We start from the raw sequence: 17,020 nt of genomic DNA, 5'->3' as shown, positions 1-17,020 counted from the left end.
TTTTACTGTCTTTTAAAGGTACAATTCTTTGGCCTTGCTCACTACGTTTTCTAGACCAGTGAGATCTTTTCCTCCTGCAGTGGCAAAAAACGGCTGGCCACCGCCTCCTCCTTTGATCTCTTTTGCAAGTTCTCTTACAATTTGACCTGCATTCAGATCTTTTTCTTTCACCAAAGAATCTTCTATCATTACCGCTATCTGTGGTTTTCCATCGATGTCAGCTGCCAGAATAACGAATGCATTTTCTACTTCATTTTTCAGTTCGTACACCAGCTTTTTCAAGGAGTCAGCATTCGGTAAAGTAACTTTAGCGATCAGGGTATTAACTCCATCCACTTCTGTAAATTGCTTCAATAGTTCACCTTTTACCGCACCAGCTTTTTCTTGCTGCAAACTTTCTACCTCTTTCTTCAATTCATGTCTCTCTTGGATCAAGGATTCCAATGCTTTCTTCAAATCTTTTGGGTTTTTCAAAAGCTCCTGAAGTTCCTTCATCAGATGATCCTGCTGTCTCAAATTTGCTTCTGCAGCCTTTGCGGTTATTGCTTCTATCCTACGGACACCAGAAGCACTAGAGCCTTCAGAAACAATCTTAAACAAGCCGATTTGACTTGTATATGGAACATGTGTTCCACCACAAAGTTCCACAGAATAGCTTGGATCAAATGTGATTACTCTTACAAAGTCTCCATATTTTTCACCAAATAGTGCCGTAGCTCCCATTTTCTTGGCTTCCTCAATCGGTACATTTCGCTGCTCTACCAAGGGAATATTCTCCCGAATCTTGGCGTTTACGATTTCCTCCACTTGAGCTAGCTCCTCTTCGGTTACTTTACCGAAATGGGAAAAGTCAAATCTCAGTAATTGGTCATTTACCAAAGATCCCCTTTGTTGAATATGATCCCCAAGAACTTGCTTTAATGCAGATTGAAGTAAGTGGGTTGCGGTATGGTTATTCATGCTGAGTGTTCGCTTTTCACGATTTACTTCAGCTGAAAATTTAATGCTTGGATTAGTAGGTAATTTTTCAACGAAATGAACAATCAAGTCATTCTCTTTCTTCGTATCAATCACTCTGATCTTCTCTTCTTCAGAAACCAACCAACCTGTATCACCTACCTGCCCTCCACTTTCGGCGTAAAATGGCGTTTTGTCTAATACGATTTGGTACTTATCTCCCTTCTTATCCGAAACGACTCTGTATTTAATAATATGTGAATAGGTTTCCAGAAAATCATATCCTACAAACTCAACACCGGAATCCTCATGAACTAGCACCCAATCTCCTGTTTCAGATTCTGAAGCTGCACGGGATCTGGACTTTTGCTTTTCCATTTCCTCATTGAATCCCTTTTCATCCAAAGACAACCCATTTTCCCGAGCAATCAACGAGGTTAAATCCAAAGGAAATCCAAAGGTATCATATAGTTCGAATGCCGTTTTTCCAGGGATCACATGCTCATTCTTCTCCTTTAACTCCGCTTTAATTTGGTCTAGGATCTTCAGGCCATTATCCAAAGTGCGAAGGAAAGAAGCTTCTTCTTCGTAGATCACTTTAGAAATGAATTCTTGTTGCTGTTTTACTTCAGGGAAAATCTCTCCAAAGTTTTCAGAAATTAGGGTGGTTAACTCGTATAAGAAAGGTTCATGGAATCCCAAAAAGGTATATCCATAGCGGACCGCTCTCCTTAAAATTCTACGAATCACATAACCTGCCTTATTATTGGATGGTAATTGACCATCTGCAATCGTAAAGGCGATTGCCCGGATATGATCGACAATTACCCGAAATGCAATGTCAGTTTGTTCATCTTTACCATACACTTTTCCCGATTTCTTTTCCAATGCAGCCAAAAATGGTGCAAACAAATCGGTGTCATAATTGGAAGATTTTTGTTGAATGGCTCTCACTAATCGTTCAAAACCCATTCCTGTATCTACATGCTTGGCAGGAAGTTCTTTTAAACTACCATCAGCCAATCTATTGAATTGCATGAAAACCAAATTCCAGATTTCAATGACTTGTTCATGATCATTGTTGACCAAATCCTTACCTGCAATGGCGGCACGTTCCGCATCAGGTCTTAAATCAATATGGATTTCGGAGCAAGGACCACATGGACCTGTATCTCCCATTTCCCAAAAATTATCTTTTTGGAGCCCATGATGATTCGATCTTCAGGTACAATTTCTTTCCAAAAATCAAAAGCCTCTTGGTCCAAGCCCAAGTTATCTCCTTGATCTCCCTCAAAAACGGAAACATATAAGCGGTCTTTGGGAAGTTGGTACACCTCTGTCAACAGTTCCCATGCCCAAGCAATTGCTTCTTTTTTGAAATAATCTCCAAAAGACCAGTTTCCCAACATCTCAAACATGGTATGATGGTAGGTGTCCACCCCCACTTCTTCCAAATCATTATGTTTTCCGCTGACGCGAAGACATTTCTGAGAATTGGCCACACGGGAATAGTTGGCAACTTCATTGCCTAAAAAAGCATCTTTAAACTGGTTCATCCCGGCATTGGTAAACATCAACGTAGGATCGTTTTTAACTACAATCGGGGATGAAGGAACGTAATGATGTTGCTTGGATTGGAAAAACTCAATAAAGGTACTCCGTATTTTCTTTGCTTCCATGAAAGATTTTGAGGCAATTTATAACTCTATCTGGCTAAATAATAACCATTTTATCGGGTGACAAAATTAATAGAATTGGTGGTGTTACCTGCATCTGGCCTCAAAATCTTATGAATTCACTATGCATCTTTGGTAGAGTTCAAAAATTAGGTGTTTAAACCAACTTTTTCCCATTTTTAGGAATAGAAACCGAGGATTTGATTTCAATGGAAACATTTGATTTAATTTTCAATTCTCCATTTCCGAAGTTACTTTCATAAAAAAATCAATAAACTCAATTCCAAATCCATCTCAGACAAAATTCTGGGACCACTTTTATTTTAATTATGAGCTACCTCCAATTAATCACCTCCCCAACTCTTTTATTGGATGAAAAAATTTGCCGTGCCAATATTAAAAAATGGCAGATAAGGCAGCCCGTCATCACATGAAACTAGTGCCGCATTTTAAAACTGCACAATCCAAAGAAATCGGAAAATGGGCCAAGGATTATGGAATCACTGAAGTGACGGTTTCTTCCATAAAAATGGCTGAATATCTGAGTGGAGAAGGCTGGGAAAACATACATATTGCCTTCCCATTTAATCCACTGGAAACCCCTAAGCTTGATGAAATCGCCGAAAATCAATCCATTTCAGTACAAATCATCAACGCAAAAACGGCTCAGATTCTTTCTGAGCAACTCCATCATCCTGTTGGTTTTTTCATTGAAATTGATGCTGGTTATGGTAGAACAGGTGTAGAAGTGACTGATTTCGGTCTGATCGAAGAAATTTTGTTGATTGCCAAAAAATCGGATCAACTGAATTTTAAAGGATTTTACCTTCACCCTGGCCATAGTTACTACATGCCAGACATTTCAGCTATTTATGAGGAATCAAGGAATGCCCTTTCCATGCTAAAAACCAAATACAGCACAGAGTACCCTGACTTGGTTACACGCATAGGAGATACACCTGGCTGTGCCGTGATGGAAGACTTTGGTGATATTGATGAAATGGGACCGGGGAATTTTGTGTTTTACGATTTAATGCAGGCTAATCTTGGAGGTTGTGACAAGGAAGATATTGCTGTTTGTCTGGCCGTCCCTGTAGTGGATATCAAAAAGGACAGGAAGGAGATTTTGGTACACGGAGGAGGAGTTCATTTGGCAAAAGATGTTTTGATCGATCAGGACGGAAATAAAAACTTTGGTGAGGTAGTTTACTTAAACGAAGATGGATGGACGATTCCTGAAGACAGGTCTTACTTAAAAAGTATCTCCCAGGAACATGGCATCATCAAGGCCTCTGACGAATTATTGAGCAAGGTCAAGGTTGGAGATCTCCTTGGTATTCTTCCTGTCCATTCCTGTATGACTGCTGATGCCATGGGTGAATATTTGAGTCTGGAGGGAAAAACCGTAGACCATGCTGAAGGAGTTCATGAATAAAAATCTTAAATTTAAGAACTTCGAGTAATTAGAGCCCGGGAATTTCTCGGGCTTCATTTTTAGCAAATATTCCCTATCCATGATCCACCATATCAAATTATTAAAAACAGAAATCCTCTCTGATAATTGGTACAAACTTCAAAAAATAACCTTCCAATTCACCAAGAAAGATGGTACGGTCATCACCCAAAACCGTGAAGCCTATGACCGAGGCAATGGAGCCACTATTTTATTATATAATCAAGCGCAAAAAACGGTGATTTTGACCAGGCAATTTAGACTTCCTACCTACATCAATGGCAATGCAACAGGAATGATGATAGAAGCTTGCGCGGGATTATTGGATCAGGAAAATCCAGAGGATTGTATTAAAAGAGAAACGGAGGAAGAAACTGGATACCTAATCCAAGATGTTCAAAAGGTCTTTGAGGCCTACATGTCCCCAGGATCCGTCACTGAAATTTTATACTTTTTTATTGCAGCCTATACCAAGGACATGAAGGTGAGTGAAGGTGGAGGAGTAGATCATGAGGAAGAAAACATTGAAGTCCTTGAAATTCCTTTCGATCAAGCCATGAATATGGTTAATTTAGGAGAAATAAAAGATGCCAAAACCATCATGCTCCTTCAATACCTGAAACTACAACAGATCCTCTAAGCAGAATTAATCCAACAACTCGTAGTGGATATCCTCTCCTTTCTATTACAAGAAAACCTTGACCAATTAACTATGTACAAGCAACTAACCCTATCAAGAACATTTCCTCATTCTATCAAAAAAGTATACGAAACCTTTACTTCTTCCGACAATTTAATGAAATGGTGGGGTCCATCCGGATTTGAAATGGAAGTAAAAAAATTCGAATTTCATCCGGAAGGAGTTTTTCATTTCGTATTGAAAAGTGATGCCTTTGACATTTGGGCAAAATGGACCTTTTTAAACATTAAAGAACCATTTAAACTTCAGGTTATTAATTGTTTTTCAAATGAAGCAGGTGAAACTGTAAAGGCTCCCGAAATACCTTTTGGACCTGATTGGCCTTTGGAAATGATCATGGATTTAGAATTCTATGAACAAGAAGGGAAAACCCGAATTGATTTGGTTTCCTTTCCACACAATGCAACTGATGCAGGAAATAAAATTTTTCTGAGAGTATCTCCCAGATGCAAGAGGGATTCAATGGTACTTTTGACCAGCTGGAAAATCATTTAAAAACCACTTAAGCTTTAGAAATTAACCGAAAAATGGATTTAGGCTTATCCTGTGAGGCAGCATATTACCCGGACTTTATCAGTAAAGAAGAATCAACTGCAATTTTTAAGCACCTTATCCAAAACTTTGACCTAACCAATAGAATTGTAAAACTGGCAAGTGGAGTGTCCCTCCCAGTGAATTTCGGGAAAGTCATGTTCATGGATCAGAACCTTTTTAACGAAAACAAACTTCCCTCCCACATTTGGGGCAACATAGCAGTCTGGTCAAAAGAAATGCATGCCTTAAAGAAAAATTGAATTATTTACAGGCCATCAATTTCAGGTATGTGTTTGCATCTATTACCCAGATGGAAACTCTGGTGTGGGTTTCCATTCTGATTTTGTGGCCTTTGGGAACACGAATTATATCCCTTCCCTTAGTCTGGGAGAAGCGCGTGAATTTGTTCTTCGAAATAAAATGGATGGTCAGAAGAAAAGCATAGAATTAGAAGATGGAAGTTTGGTTATTATGGGTAATAACTGCCAGGAATTATATGAACATGCCCTTCCGGAGAACCCTAAGTATACAAACGCCCGGATCAATTTGACGTTCAGAAAATTTGGCGCTTAAAGAGTCCGCTTTTGTCCATTTTTAATGACTACAATTTAGTAATTTACATCGCTGACCTTATTCCTGAATAAAGGATGAAATTATTCCAATATAAATTTACTTGGTGGCTATTTGCCATTCTCTGTTTGGTAATTGGCATCTACCCTATCCTTTATTTCGTTTTCGGGCGTCAATTTGGAATATTAAACACCAAAGCCCCGGAACAATTACACAGCCTTTTCTGGAATGGAAATTTCTATTCCCATATCGTTTTTGGAGGGATAGCCCTTGCCATCGGATGGATTCAATTCAATCAAAAATTGCGGGATAAAAACCGAAAACTCCATAAAAGGATCGGGATGGCTTATGTTACTGCAGCTTTTATATCAAGTCTTAGCGGGATTTATGTAGCCATATATACTGCTGGGGGAATGGTAGCAAGTGGGGGATTTTTGGCTTTAGGATTCACTTGGTTAACAACCAGTCTAATGGGTTGGAAAACTGCCAAAACCAAAAATTTTGATGCACATGAAGACTGGATGATTTTTAGCTATGCGGCATGTTTCGCCGCTGTGACATTGCGTATTTATTTACCTATTTTAGAAAGCATCTTTGGAGAATTTATCCCAGCCTATAGAATTGTCGCATGGCTTTGCTGGGTTCCAAATATGCTGGTTGCCTATTGGATCGTTCGTAGCAGAAATAAAAAGCCGGGTATAGCATAATGGATTTTCTATATGCAAATCATTGCAGTTCAATATTTTATTTATTCTTATATTAATTGAAAATCTCAAGCTGCTGGAACCCCAACAGGGAATGCCCCAACTTCCTTTGAGGTGCGGAAAGAGTTTTGAATTTCTCCTAAGGTGCAGGAAGTCTCGATGGTTGCCACTGGTAATTCCTCGAAGCGAGTACCTACCAAATTGATTCAATATGAAAAATGCCCTGCTCATTTTCTTTCTCCTGCTCCCCTACATTTCTTTTTCGCAATCAGAAGAAAGAAACCTAACATTTGACTCCTTAGATTTTAAAATCATCCAACACGCGAGCTTGATCCTTCAGGATTCTTCTGTCTGGAATAAAAATGATGACCGGGAATGTGAGGATGATATTGAAAACAAAAGCTACAGTCTATTTTGTGCCCTTTTTAAAGCCTCTATGGACGTTACTGGTGAATATGTGCACCGTAGAGCGGGGATGCAACAGGTTCGGTTTACCTTGGAAAAGTACGAGGATGGCAGAGTAACTTCCCATCGTTTAATGGACTGGAACAATCACCCCAACACCACTTTTGAAGAAGTTAAGATGGTGTTGGAGGAAGCATTGGAAGTAGTCCAGACCCAACTGAAACAAGGCAATTAACTGAGTATCCTGTAATAATCATTGCTCATTTTTTTCAACTGATTCAATCTACTCCTTTACCTCCTATTGAAAACATGGGGCAAACCCATAGAAATAGTTTTAATAAGCTGTTTGAGAGAAATTTATGTCTCTTTTTTAGTATTTTTCATTTTGAAACAATAGATTTAAACCTGAAAATCATTTTGATTCAAACCCTTTTTATAACCTGAAACCATTTATTCCAATGAAAAAAATCTTTGGATTGCGATTTTGTTTACCCTTTTATTAGGAACGCAGTCCTATGCACAAGAAGCCTTATTTGGAACTCAGCAGATTACTTCTCCAGAAATCCACGAAGATGGATCCGTCACATTTAGATTCTTTGCCCCAGAAGCAGAGAAAATAGAAGTAACGGGGGACTTTCTTCCTACAGTCAAAGTCGAAACGCCGAGAGGCATGATGGATGCACCCGGTAAAGCGGAATTGCTAAAAGATGATAAAGGTGTTTGGTCTTTTACCTCCCAACCCCTATCACCGGAGCTTTACAATTACTCATTCATCATCGATGGTTTAAGATCGACAGACCCTAATAATCCATTTTTAATTCGAGACGTTGCTTCCATCACCAATATTTTTATCGTGGGTGAAGGACAAGCTTCCTTCTATAGAGTTAATGACATTCCTCATGGTACGGTTGCAAAAAGGTGGTACGACTCACCTGGATTGGGAATGGATAGAAGAATCACGATTTATACCCCTCCAGGATATGAACAGTCAAACGAGCAATTCCCAGTACTTTATTTACTACATGGTGCTGGAGGAGATGAAGAAGCTTGGGTCTCATTGGGAAGAACCGCCCAAATCATGGATAATTTGATTGCACAAGGAAAAGCTAAACCCATGATCGTGGTGATGCCTAATGGAAATGTCATTCAAGACGGAGCTTCAGGGGAAGGAAGTGACGGTTTCTACAAACCGCAGTTTATGGTTCCAAAAACTATGGATGGAACTTATGAAGACAACTTTATGGACATCATCAAGTTTGTGGAAGCCAATTACCAGGTAAAAGCAAATAAAGCCAATAGAGCAATTGCTGGCCTTTCAATGGGTGGGTTCCATACTTTGCATATTTCAAGACATTACCCAAATATGTTTGATTACATAGGGTTATTCTCTGCGGCCATCATGCCCCGGGAAGATGCTACAGGAAGAGTTTATTCAAATTTCGATGAAACTCTAAAAACCAAATGGATAATGGATACGAATTATATTGGATTGCCATTGGTAAAACTGATTTCCTGTATGATGCCAATAAAGAATTTAGAGCAAAACTTGATTCCATGAATATGCCTTATGAATATGTAGAGTCCGAAGGTGGTCATATTTGGAGAAACTGGAGAGTGTATTTAACGCAGTTTGCCCCTCAATTATTTAAATAATCAATAGCCTAGTGGAATTAAATTTCGCTAGGCTGTTTTTTTCTATTTAATCATGAATGGACCCATGAAAATCATTTCTTTCATTTTCTTAGTTGGCCTTTATACGGTTCAATCCTTTGCGCAAATGCCTGCAATGGGCAAGGTTGAATATGCAAGTATGCCAAGTGAAATTCTGGGAAAGGATCGGGAATTTGCCATCTATCTTCCTAAAAGCTATTCCACTGATCCAGATAAGGCTTATCCGGTACTCTACCTATTGCATGGTGGGGGTGGTGCACATATCGATTGGCCAGAAAAGGCAAATTTAGCTGAGGTGGCCAATCAAATCATTGATTTCAAAGATGCCGCTGAAATGATTATAGTCTGCCCGGAAGCAGGTAAAGACCACATGAATTATTTTAACCATCCGGAGTGGAAATACGAGGATTATTTCTTTCAAGAATTAATCCCCTATATAGAAAGTACCTATCGGGTGATTGGAGATAAGAATCATAGAGCCATCGCAGGTTTATCCATGGGAGGTGGAGGCACTTTGGTTTATGCCCAACACCACCCGGAAATGTTCGCTGCAGCCTATGCCATGGGCGGCTACTTGTATAGAATGGATTTATCCTTTGTCGATCCAAATGACCCAGCGGTAGAAAGGCTACAATCCCTGGTAGAGGAAAACAATACAGTCAAATTGCTTTTGGGATCCTCCGAGGAGCAAGTACACAAATTGAAAACAGTGGCTTGGTTTATTGATTGTGGAGATGATGATTTCACATTTACTCCAAACATGGAATTTGTAGCTGCCTTAAATGCGAAAGGAATCCCCTATCAGCTCCGGGTGCGAGATGGAGGGCATACCTGGGAATACTGGCATTCTGCTCTGTACCTGGCTTTACCTTTCGTGACCAACATTTTCAGAGAAGCCAGTAGTATGGCTTCCTATTAACCTAACATTGATAAACAACTCATTACAACCATAAAAACTCAAACAATGAAACATCGCTATTTTAAACCGGTCTTAGCTGCCCTCCTGTTCCTGGGTAGTCTATACTCCACAAGAGCTCAAGAAATCAGTGCCATGCAAGCCCCAAAAGTCGTTTCTCCTGAAGTGGCAAGGGATAATTCGGTTAGTTTTCGTGTATTTTCTCCAGAAGCCAATGCTGTAACTGTCTATGGAAGTTGGATGGGATTTGGAGAAAGGTTAGCCCTGACTAAAGGAGAAAATGGCGTGTGGTCAGTCACAATTGATCCCCTTGAGTCCACCATGTATCACTATAATTTCTTCATTGACGGAGTTTCTGCCATAGACCCGACCAATCCCCATGCCTTAAGAGATGGAACCCGATATGCAAGTCTGTTAATGGTGCCAGGTTCAGGGGCAGAAGTTTTTGAATTAAATGATGTTCCTCATGGATCTTTATCAAAGGTTTGGTACTCTTCTCCTACCTTGGAAAGCAATAGAAGAATGTATGTTTATACTCCTCCCGGGTACGAATCTAGCAACGAAAACTATCCGGTTCTATATTTACTTCATGGCGCTGGAGGTGATGAAGATGCATGGTCAGCACTGGGAAGGGCAAACGAAATTTTAGACAATTTAATTGCGGAGGGTAAAGCCAAACCCATGTTAATTGTCATGACAAATGGCAATGCTTGGCAAACAAGTACCTTAAGGAACAGGCCAGGAATTGAATCTGTAACTAGAGAAAACTACATGCAGTTTCAAGGGAAATTTGAAAAAAGCTTAGTGGAAGATGTTGTCCCTTACATTGAAAAGCACTACAGAGTAATCAAAAGTAAGGAAGGTAGAGCTTTAGCAGGGTTATCTATGGGTGGTGGTCACACCATTACCGCTTCTATTGAGTACTCAGGAACCTTTGGATACATTGGGGTATTTAGCAGTGGAATCTTTGATGCAAATGCCGATATGGAGGCGTTAGAGAAGAAATTCTTAGCCCTAAAGGAAAGCGGAGTATCGAAATATTGGGTTGGATGTGGAAAAACAGATTTTGTAATGGATTCAAACAAGAGGTTGCTGTCCATCTTGGATAAAACTGGCTTCGAACATGAATATCATGAAAGCGAGGGTGGTCACACCTGGGCAAACTGGAGAGATTACTTAAGTATGTTTGCTCCCATGTTATTTTAAATAATTCATTGAAAAAGCGAAGCTTCGGCTTCGCTTTTTTGAAATAATGATTAGTTAAGAGTTAGTCTTTTCCAAAAAATTAAATATCCAGGCCTTAACACTTTCCAACTATTGGTGTTGTATTATTCTAACTATCAAGCCCCTTATTTGCTATATTTAGTAATGGATTTGAATCATTTCGCTTCAGGATTGAAATAAAATTCACTCACCTTTTTAGCCTTAAATAAAAAACTATCCTATGAAAAAATTTACCTTCATTATGCTCGTATGCCTCTCCTTCTCGGGTTTATTAAAAGCACAATCTGGAATGGAGAATGTCACCATCACCTCAGAACAATTAGCTCCAAATATTTATGTGTTATTTGGGTCTGGAGGAAATATAGGACTAGCAGTCGGTGAAGATTATGCCTATATGATCGATGATCAATTTGGACAACTTTCAGAAAAAATTCTGACTGCGGTTAGAGGCATCACAGATAAACCGCTCAAGTATGTGGTCAATACACATTGGCATGGAGATCATACCGGAGGGAATGAAAATATGGCCAAACAAGGAGCGATTGTGATCGCAAATGAGGCTGTAAGAAGAAGAATGAGTCAACCTAGAGCAGGAGAGACGGTTTCAACCACTCCTTACCAAGCACTTCCTGAAATTACCTTTACTGATGAAATGACCATCCATCTTGATCCAAATAATACCATGATGATCTTCCACATGGAAAATGCGCACACGGATGGAGATTCTTTCATCTACTTTCCTGAAAGCAATGTCATTCATTTAGGAGACAATTTTCCAAACGGTGGGTATCCTTTTATTGACATCAATTCAAATGGTGATATTGAAGGTTTGATCACCAATTTAAACAGGGCTCTTTTTATAGTAAATGATCGTACCAAAATCATTCCTGGTCATGGAAAAGTCTCAGATCGAGCTACCTTAAAAGCATATAGAGATATGATTGATACCGTAAGAGAACGAGTAAAAGCTCAAAAAGACGCTGGTAAAGATCTTGATGAAATTCAGAAAATGGGACTTTCAAAGGAATGGGATGAAGCGTTTGGAAAGGGTTTTATTAATTCTGAGCGATTTATTGAATCCGTATTTAAAACGGTGGATTAAAAAAATTTAAAAGGGTAGATAGTTATAAAGCATTGTCGGATGGCGATGCTTTTTTGTTAAAAGAGGTTTTAAATTTTTTTAACCTTGAATTACCAATAACTAATTTTACCTTTTATCGTATTTTATATTTGTCTAAAATTATAAACAAATGAAACTGTTCTACTTAACTGGATTTTTTCTTGCTATTGCAATTTTTCAAGCCAAAGCTCAAGAAATAGGCAAAGAGTTCAAAATTGGAACTCCTTTGTATGATTTTAAAGGAAAATCTATCAACCCTTTTGAAAACCAAACTCCCTATTCCCAATTAAAATCTCTTGAAGAAAAAAATGGAAGAGTTATTCCTTTAAACCGTGAATTGAATCTGATTCAAGGATCCCCATTTCCTGAAAGAAGGATGCCAATGGCAGAGATGGAGTCCAATGACCCCATGCCAATGAAGTATGTAGAGTCAGATATTAACTATACCCTATTGATTAAACCATTGAAATAAAAGCTTGAAACAAATCTGTTGTTAAAATTTGAATTTTCTTCCATCTCGACCTCTAGTTTGATTCTATCCCCCTTTCTACTTTGCGGTAAACCATTTTTTAAATTCTGGGTTAATTCCATACCTAGAACATGGCTATTTCATGTTCATTTTGTATTTTAAAGTCAAACCCATCGTGACCTATGAAAGAAACTTTGAGAATCAGGAGTCTTTTTGAAAAACAGTACGATGGAAACCCTTGGTTGGGAGTAAATTTTACAAAAAGCTACAGCAACTAACTCCTGAAATGGCTGCTTATAAATTTTCTCCTAGGTCCAATTCCATCTGGGAAATTTTGAATCATATCATAGGTTGGAGAGAAGTAATCCTTCAAGGGATTCCTCAAAATGGATATATAAGTCCAGATCATAATTACCTTTACCCGGTGGAAAATCCCACAGCCTTGGAATGGGAACATACTTTGGTACGTTTGAAAGATTCGCAGGAAGATTGGTTGGAATTCTTAAAAAATCTTGAAAAATCAATTTTTGAACGGCCATTTGGTGACAAACAATTCAACCATTATGAACTCATTATGGGAATCCTTCACCATGACATCTACCACTTAGGTCAAATTTCATTATTGATCCGGTTGTTTAATGAGACCAATAACTAATTCCTTTCTCAATTTTTGAACACACCAAATTTAAAAATCAGTTTAACATAACTGATTTAATCAATTGATTAGTAGTCTTTTATAATTAAAAAAACTACTACCTACACCATCCCAAAGCAATTAGTTCCTCGGAATTATTCCCGTAATGCCCTACCTATCAGTTTCATGAAAAAGCATGATCTTTGATTGAAGTGCTTTTTTTGGTCATTCCCAATATGTTCAGCTTTTTAACCACCTCAATCATTGTAATTTATAGATCAAAAAAAACCCTAACCAGAATTCTGATTAGGGCTCAATTACCTGAGAAACAAAGATTATCTCACTACTTTTTGATAATCCGTCACAAGGTGTTCAATGAAAAACTCCATCATTCTATCCCGGTTGAGGGCAGTATGGCCTCCGTCAGGGGCAATTTGAACTTCAATACTTTTTCCGGCATTTTGGAATGCTTTAATCAGTTGGAGTGTGTTGGATGGATGTACATTGTTGTCTGCTGTTCCATAGAACAATAGCAACTCACCTTGTAGCTGATCTGCCATATCCATCAGACTAAATCTATTGTAACCTTCCAAGTTCGTCTCTAATGTACCCATAAAACGTTCGGTGTAGATGTTGTCATAATTTCTCCAATCCGTTACAGAAGAGTTTGCAACTGCAGCATGAATCAGTTCAGGGAATCTGAGTAGCATGGTAGCAGAGGTAGTCCCTCCGTAGGAAGTTCCATAAACCCCTACTCTATCTTTATCAAAGTAAGGTCTGTCATGAAGTGCTTTGATACCCTCCGCAAAATCATCCATTTCTACCAGGCCCAAGTTGCCATATAATTGGTCTAACAATTTCTTTCCTCTACCTCTAACGTTTCTTCCATCGATATTCAATACCAAGAAACCATATTCAGTCAATGGATCAGGGTATACAAAAGTCTCTCTAAATGCGTTAGTCGCAGGACCTCCATAATTACTTAAGATGACCGGATATTTTTTGGAAGGATCAAAGTCAGAAGGGAAATGAATCATTCCGTGGAGTTCAGTCACACCGTCTGCGGAGGTAAAAGTATACACTTCTACTTTTTTCAACCCCAATTCTTCAAACCTACTCATGTCACTCTTTGCCAATTCTGCCACTACTTTTCCTTTGGCATCTACTAAATTGGTAAAAGGTGCTACATCATGCGCTTGGGCGACATCCACAAAGTACTTTCCTCCTGGAGCAATCGATACAGTGTGGTTAAGAGTTGGATCTGTCAAGCGGATATCTTTGGTTCCATCGAGCTTTACTCGATGCAATTGCATCAACATATGGTTTTCACCGGAACGGGCCATATAATATAGAAGCCCTTTCTCCTCATCTACCTGAACGATAGTTGCGACCTCAAATGGATGGGAAGTGATCTCATTTACCAAAGTTCCGTCAAAATTATACAGGTAGTAGTTTTTAAAACCTGATCTTTCGGAAGCCCAAATAAAATGTTCCCCATCTTCCAACACTACCATTTCAGGGGTATTGACCACAAAACTTGGCAACCACTCTTCACGAATCACAGTTCTGCTTTTTCCCGTCTCAGGATCTGCAGCCCGAAGCTCCATGATATTTTGAAGCCTGTTGGTAGAATGGAAAAGCAACTCTTTCCCATCTGGAGTCCAGGACATTCCATAGATGTATGTTCCTAAATCACCATCATTGAAAGGCTTTCCATCTCTAATATCCAATTCTGTGATTTCTTTTGTCTCCAAATCATAAACCATCAAATCAACTGGAAGATTTGGTTCGCCTACTTTAGGATAAGCTTCTATTTCCAAAGAATCATATAGGCTCAATTGATCCAAGAGCACATAATATTTTTTCACATCTTTTTCTACAAATCTGTAGAAAGCGATTTTTTGCTATCTGGAGACCACCACATAGCCGTGTTCTGTCCCAACTCTTCTCCATAAACCCAGGTAGCAATTCCATATTTTACCTGATTTTCTTCATTGCCATCAGTCGTAATAGCCATTACATTGCTACCATCAGGATTGCTGATGTACATGTTTCTGTCCTTGGTAAAGGCTTTCAATTGACCATCTGGTGATTCGGCCGAATCATATTGTCTCCCTCTAGCTGGACCATTATATCGTCTTCTTGGGGTAGGTGTGGCTTCCCCTAGTTCAGTGGAAGTTTTAGATTTGATGGAGTACGAGAAGCGTTTGCCCTCTAAGGTATATTCAAATGCATTTCCTTCCTCGTTCCAATCTGCATTAAAGGCACCAGATTTTACGGAGCTATAAATTTGGGGAGCAACTTTTTGGTATTGCTCATAGCCAGGCATGCTTTTCAATTTATCCTGCGCCTGTGTCATCGAAATAGTAGTAGCAATTGCTACTGCCATTCCCAGGAAGAACTTATTCTTCATAAAATAATTTGGGTTAAATATTTCAACCCCAATGTTACTATTTTTATCCTAAAATAGGATCCATAATGATCAACGGAATCAGTTCCTGATCAAATAGATCATTTTTAAAATAAAACCTTGGAAGCACTACTGATTTTTAAAAGTTGCTCAATCAGTAGACAAAAATTGGTCTATTATACCCCTCCAAAAGAGGAAGTCCATTTTCTCCAATTTATGAGCGAACCAAAGGATTCAAATAAAATTCCCCATTTTTAGCTCTTGAAACAAAATCGCATGATGGATCTAAAAACTCCAATAAATCAAAGAATAGAATTATTAGATATTTTTCGTGGTTTTGCAGTTTTTGGAATCTTTGTGGTCAACATCGAAATCATGAATTGTGCATTCCCCAACCAGGAAACATTCAGTGCTCAATGGACCTCTCCTCTGGACGAATGGACAATCCGAATACTTCAGCTATTTTTTTATAGTAAATTCTTTCCAATTTTCACTTTTCTTTTTGGCTTAGGTATCTCGATGCAAGCCATCAAACTCAAGAAAAACGACAACTTGAAATTTCGCTTTTTTGCAAAAAGAATGTTGTTTCTATTTCTGCTCGGAATTGCTCATATGCTATTCCTTTGGGATGGAGATGTCATCCATCTTTACGCCTTGCTAGGATTATTGATCGTAGGAGTCATTCCTTTGAAAAACTCCTGGATTTTGGCTTTGAGTGTATTGGTTTTGCTATTTCCCTATTATGATCCAGTCGCAGTTTGGCTAATGGATTTGACTCATTTTGACCCAGAAAGTTTTTTACAAGGATATACCTCTGAGAAAATCACTTCCATTTTAAGAAAAGGTCCTTATTCAGAAAGCATTGTTTTTCGAATCCATAATTACCTAGCAAACCTTCCTTTGTTATTTGCTTATTTGGGACCATTGGCATTTTCCATGTTTTTATTGGGAGCTTATTTTGGAAAAAACAATCTTCAGAATCGGCTTGAGAACTTCATTGATCAATCTCAAAAACCAGTTTTTTGGGTGATTGTATTGAGTAACATTTATCGGTTAACCTTCCTTTTCATCCTGCCTAATACTGAAGTTTATAGGAATGAACTAATCAGGCCTTTCTTTTTCAAAACCATGTACTTATCCGACTTGGCTTTTGGGTTATTTTACCTTTGGTTACTTGCCTTTATCTGGTACAAAACGCCTTGGAAAAAACTGATTAGACCTTTTCAATATGCTGGAAAAATGGCCTTAACCAATTACCTGATGCAGAGTGTGTTTGGTTTAATACTCTTTTCAAATATTGGATTAGGTTGGTATGAAAAATTGAGCCCGTCACAGACTTTTTTGATAGCTACCACTCTATTCATCACTCAGCTGATATACAGTAAAATCTGGTTAACGTATTACCATTTTGGTCCATTTGAATGGCTTTGGAGGTGCTTTGCCTATGGAAAAATCTTTCGATTAAAAAAGTAATCCAATAGCAGGATATTTGCTACTTCTTTAGGTGTCATACAATACATTCACAGGGCAAGTCTCAATGCGCTATTTGTCCCCTAGGCTTTATTTTTTTATAGAAA

Annotated in this window: 16 protein-coding genes and 2 pseudogenes; 14 read left to right on the top strand and 4 right to left on the bottom strand. The window is 38.6% G+C overall.

Annotated features, from left to right (window positions below):
• Nucleotides 1-12: 12 nt before the first annotated feature.
• Nucleotides 13-2,636: pseudogene (gene alaS / locus V8V91_RS27700) on the bottom strand (alanine--tRNA ligase).
• A gap of 400 nt (nucleotides 2,637-3,036) precedes the next feature.
• Here alaS and V8V91_RS27695 point away from each other — a divergent pair.
• The 6 genes from V8V91_RS27695 to V8V91_RS27670 all read left to right on the top strand — a co-directional run bounded on the left by V8V91_RS27695 (nucleotide 3,037) and on the right by V8V91_RS27670 (nucleotide 6,597).
• Nucleotides 3,037-4,068 (top strand): alanine racemase, encoded by a 1,032-nt coding sequence (locus V8V91_RS27695; RefSeq protein WP_373398194.1) that lies wholly within the window; start codon nucleotides 3,037-3,039, stop codon nucleotides 4,066-4,068.
• Between the two features lie 79 nt (nucleotides 4,069-4,147).
• On the top strand, nucleotides 4,148-4,726 hold the full coding sequence (gene nudK / locus V8V91_RS27690) for a GDP-mannose pyrophosphatase NudK (protein ID WP_373398193.1): 579 nt from the start codon (nucleotides 4,148-4,150) through the stop codon (nucleotides 4,724-4,726).
• A 72-nt stretch (nucleotides 4,727-4,798) separates the two neighbouring features.
• Nucleotides 4,799-5,281, top strand: coding sequence for an SRPBCC domain-containing protein (locus tag V8V91_RS27685; protein ID WP_373398192.1), 483 nt, complete (start codon nucleotides 4,799-4,801; stop codon nucleotides 5,279-5,281).
• Between the two features lie 32 nt (nucleotides 5,282-5,313).
• Nucleotides 5,314-5,580, top strand: coding sequence for a hypothetical protein (locus V8V91_RS27680; protein WP_373398191.1), 267 nt, complete (start codon nucleotides 5,314-5,316; stop codon nucleotides 5,578-5,580).
• 64 nt (nucleotides 5,581-5,644) lie between these two features.
• On the top strand, nucleotides 5,645-5,893 hold the full coding sequence (locus tag V8V91_RS27675; protein WP_373398190.1) for an alpha-ketoglutarate-dependent dioxygenase AlkB: 249 nt from the start codon (nucleotides 5,645-5,647) through the stop codon (nucleotides 5,891-5,893).
• A 74-nt stretch (nucleotides 5,894-5,967) separates the two neighbouring features.
• Nucleotides 5,968-6,597: a DUF2306 domain-containing protein gene (locus V8V91_RS27670; protein ID WP_373398189.1), complete on the top strand. Its 630-nt coding sequence runs from the start codon at nucleotides 5,968-5,970 to the stop codon at nucleotides 6,595-6,597.
• 65 nt (nucleotides 6,598-6,662) lie between these two features.
• On the opposite strand, the gene V8V91_RS27665 is transcribed toward V8V91_RS27670, so the two are convergent.
• Nucleotides 6,663-6,794, bottom strand: a complete 132-nt coding sequence (locus V8V91_RS27665; RefSeq protein WP_373398188.1) for a hypothetical protein — start codon at nucleotides 6,792-6,794, stop codon at nucleotides 6,663-6,665.
• Between the two features lie 11 nt (nucleotides 6,795-6,805).
• Between V8V91_RS27665 and V8V91_RS27660 the strand changes: the two genes are divergently transcribed.
• The 7 genes from V8V91_RS27660 to V8V91_RS27630 all read left to right on the top strand — a co-directional run bounded on the left by V8V91_RS27660 (nucleotide 6,806) and on the right by V8V91_RS27630 (nucleotide 13,054).
• Nucleotides 6,806-7,234, top strand: coding sequence for a hypothetical protein (locus tag V8V91_RS27660; protein ID WP_373398187.1), 429 nt, complete (start codon nucleotides 6,806-6,808; stop codon nucleotides 7,232-7,234).
• Nucleotides 7,235-7,483: 249 nt separating this feature from the next.
• A complete protein-coding gene (locus V8V91_RS27655; protein ID WP_373398186.1) occupies nucleotides 7,484-8,557 on the top strand; it encodes an esterase in 1,074 nt (357 codons plus the stop codon).
• Nucleotides 8,558-8,716: 159 nt separating this feature from the next.
• The gene (locus V8V91_RS27650; protein WP_373398185.1) at nucleotides 8,717-9,589 is read left to right on the top strand and encodes an alpha/beta hydrolase; all 873 of its coding nucleotides are present in this window, start codon (nucleotides 8,717-8,719) and stop codon (nucleotides 9,587-9,589) included.
• A gap of 45 nt (nucleotides 9,590-9,634) precedes the next feature.
• Nucleotides 9,635-10,792, top strand: coding sequence for an esterase (locus V8V91_RS27645; RefSeq protein ID WP_373398184.1), 1,158 nt, complete (start codon nucleotides 9,635-9,637; stop codon nucleotides 10,790-10,792).
• A gap of 238 nt (nucleotides 10,793-11,030) precedes the next feature.
• Nucleotides 11,031-11,912 carry an MBL fold metallo-hydrolase gene (locus tag V8V91_RS27640; RefSeq protein ID WP_373398183.1) on the top strand — a complete coding sequence of 294 codons (882 nt, stop codon included), beginning with the start codon at nucleotides 11,031-11,033 and terminating at the stop codon, nucleotides 11,910-11,912.
• A gap of 148 nt (nucleotides 11,913-12,060) precedes the next feature.
• The gene (locus tag V8V91_RS27635) at nucleotides 12,061-12,402 is read left to right on the top strand and encodes a hypothetical protein (protein WP_373398182.1); all 342 of its coding nucleotides are present in this window, start codon (nucleotides 12,061-12,063) and stop codon (nucleotides 12,400-12,402) included.
• Between the two features lie 235 nt (nucleotides 12,403-12,637).
• The gene (locus V8V91_RS27630) at nucleotides 12,638-13,054 is read left to right on the top strand and encodes a DinB family protein (RefSeq protein ID WP_373398181.1); all 417 of its coding nucleotides are present in this window, start codon (nucleotides 12,638-12,640) and stop codon (nucleotides 13,052-13,054) included.
• A 314-nt stretch (nucleotides 13,055-13,368) separates the two neighbouring features.
• On the opposite strand, the gene V8V91_RS27625 is transcribed toward V8V91_RS27630, so the two are convergent.
• On the bottom strand, nucleotides 13,369-14,070 hold the full coding sequence (locus V8V91_RS27625) for an alpha/beta hydrolase family protein (RefSeq protein WP_373400828.1): 702 nt from the start codon (nucleotides 14,068-14,070) through the stop codon (nucleotides 13,369-13,371).
• 207 nt (nucleotides 14,071-14,277) lie between these two features.
• Nucleotides 14,278-15,362, bottom strand: a pseudogene (locus tag V8V91_RS27620) (DPP IV N-terminal domain-containing protein); the annotation flags it as partial.
• A 357-nt stretch (nucleotides 15,363-15,719) separates the two neighbouring features.
• Between V8V91_RS27620 and V8V91_RS27615 the strand changes: the two are divergent.
• Nucleotides 15,720-16,916: a DUF418 domain-containing protein gene (locus tag V8V91_RS27615; protein WP_373398180.1), complete on the top strand. Its 1,197-nt coding sequence runs from the start codon at nucleotides 15,720-15,722 to the stop codon at nucleotides 16,914-16,916.
• Nucleotides 16,917-17,020 lie beyond the last annotated feature (104 nt).

The organism is Algoriphagus halophilus, assembly GCF_041729275.1.
Classification (GTDB): domain Bacteria; phylum Bacteroidota; class Bacteroidia; order Cytophagales; family Cyclobacteriaceae; genus Algoriphagus; species Algoriphagus halophilus_A.
Note: the sequence above shows the minus strand (reverse complement) of the source record. Positions and strands in the feature narration are given on the sequence as shown.

Excerpts from the sequence above, each read along its gene's own strand:
- V8V91_RS27660 (WP_373398187.1), top strand. The coding sequence starts at position 6,806 with ATGAAAAATGCCCTGCTCATTTTCTTTCTCCTGCTCCCCTACATTTCT.
- V8V91_RS27685 (WP_373398192.1), top strand. The coding sequence starts at position 4,799 with ATGTACAAGCAACTAACCCTATCAAGAACATTTCCTCATTCTATCAAA.
- V8V91_RS27645 (WP_373398184.1), top strand. The coding sequence starts at position 9,635 with ATGAAACATCGCTATTTTAAACCGGTCTTAGCTGCCCTCCTGTTCCTG.
- V8V91_RS27635 (WP_373398182.1), top strand. The coding sequence starts at position 12,061 with ATGAAACTGTTCTACTTAACTGGATTTTTTCTTGCTATTGCAATTTTT.
- V8V91_RS27670 (WP_373398189.1), top strand. The coding sequence starts at position 5,968 with ATGAAATTATTCCAATATAAATTTACTTGGTGGCTATTTGCCATTCTC.
- V8V91_RS27640 (WP_373398183.1), top strand. The coding sequence starts at position 11,031 with ATGAAAAAATTTACCTTCATTATGCTCGTATGCCTCTCCTTCTCGGGT.
- V8V91_RS27625 (WP_373400828.1), bottom strand. The coding sequence starts at position 14,070 with ATGATTCATTTCCCTTCTGACTTTGATCCTTCCAAAAAATATCCGGTC.
- nudK (WP_373398193.1), top strand. The coding sequence starts at position 4,148 with ATGATCCACCATATCAAATTATTAAAAACAGAAATCCTCTCTGATAAT.
- V8V91_RS27650 (WP_373398185.1), top strand. The coding sequence starts at position 8,717 with ATGAAAATCATTTCTTTCATTTTCTTAGTTGGCCTTTATACGGTTCAA.
- V8V91_RS27680 (WP_373398191.1), top strand. The coding sequence starts at position 5,314 with ATGGATTTAGGCTTATCCTGTGAGGCAGCATATTACCCGGACTTTATC.
- V8V91_RS27615 (WP_373398180.1), top strand. The coding sequence starts at position 15,720 with ATGATGGATCTAAAAACTCCAATAAATCAAAGAATAGAATTATTAGAT.
- V8V91_RS27695 (WP_373398194.1), top strand. The coding sequence starts at position 3,037 with ATGGCAGATAAGGCAGCCCGTCATCACATGAAACTAGTGCCGCATTTT.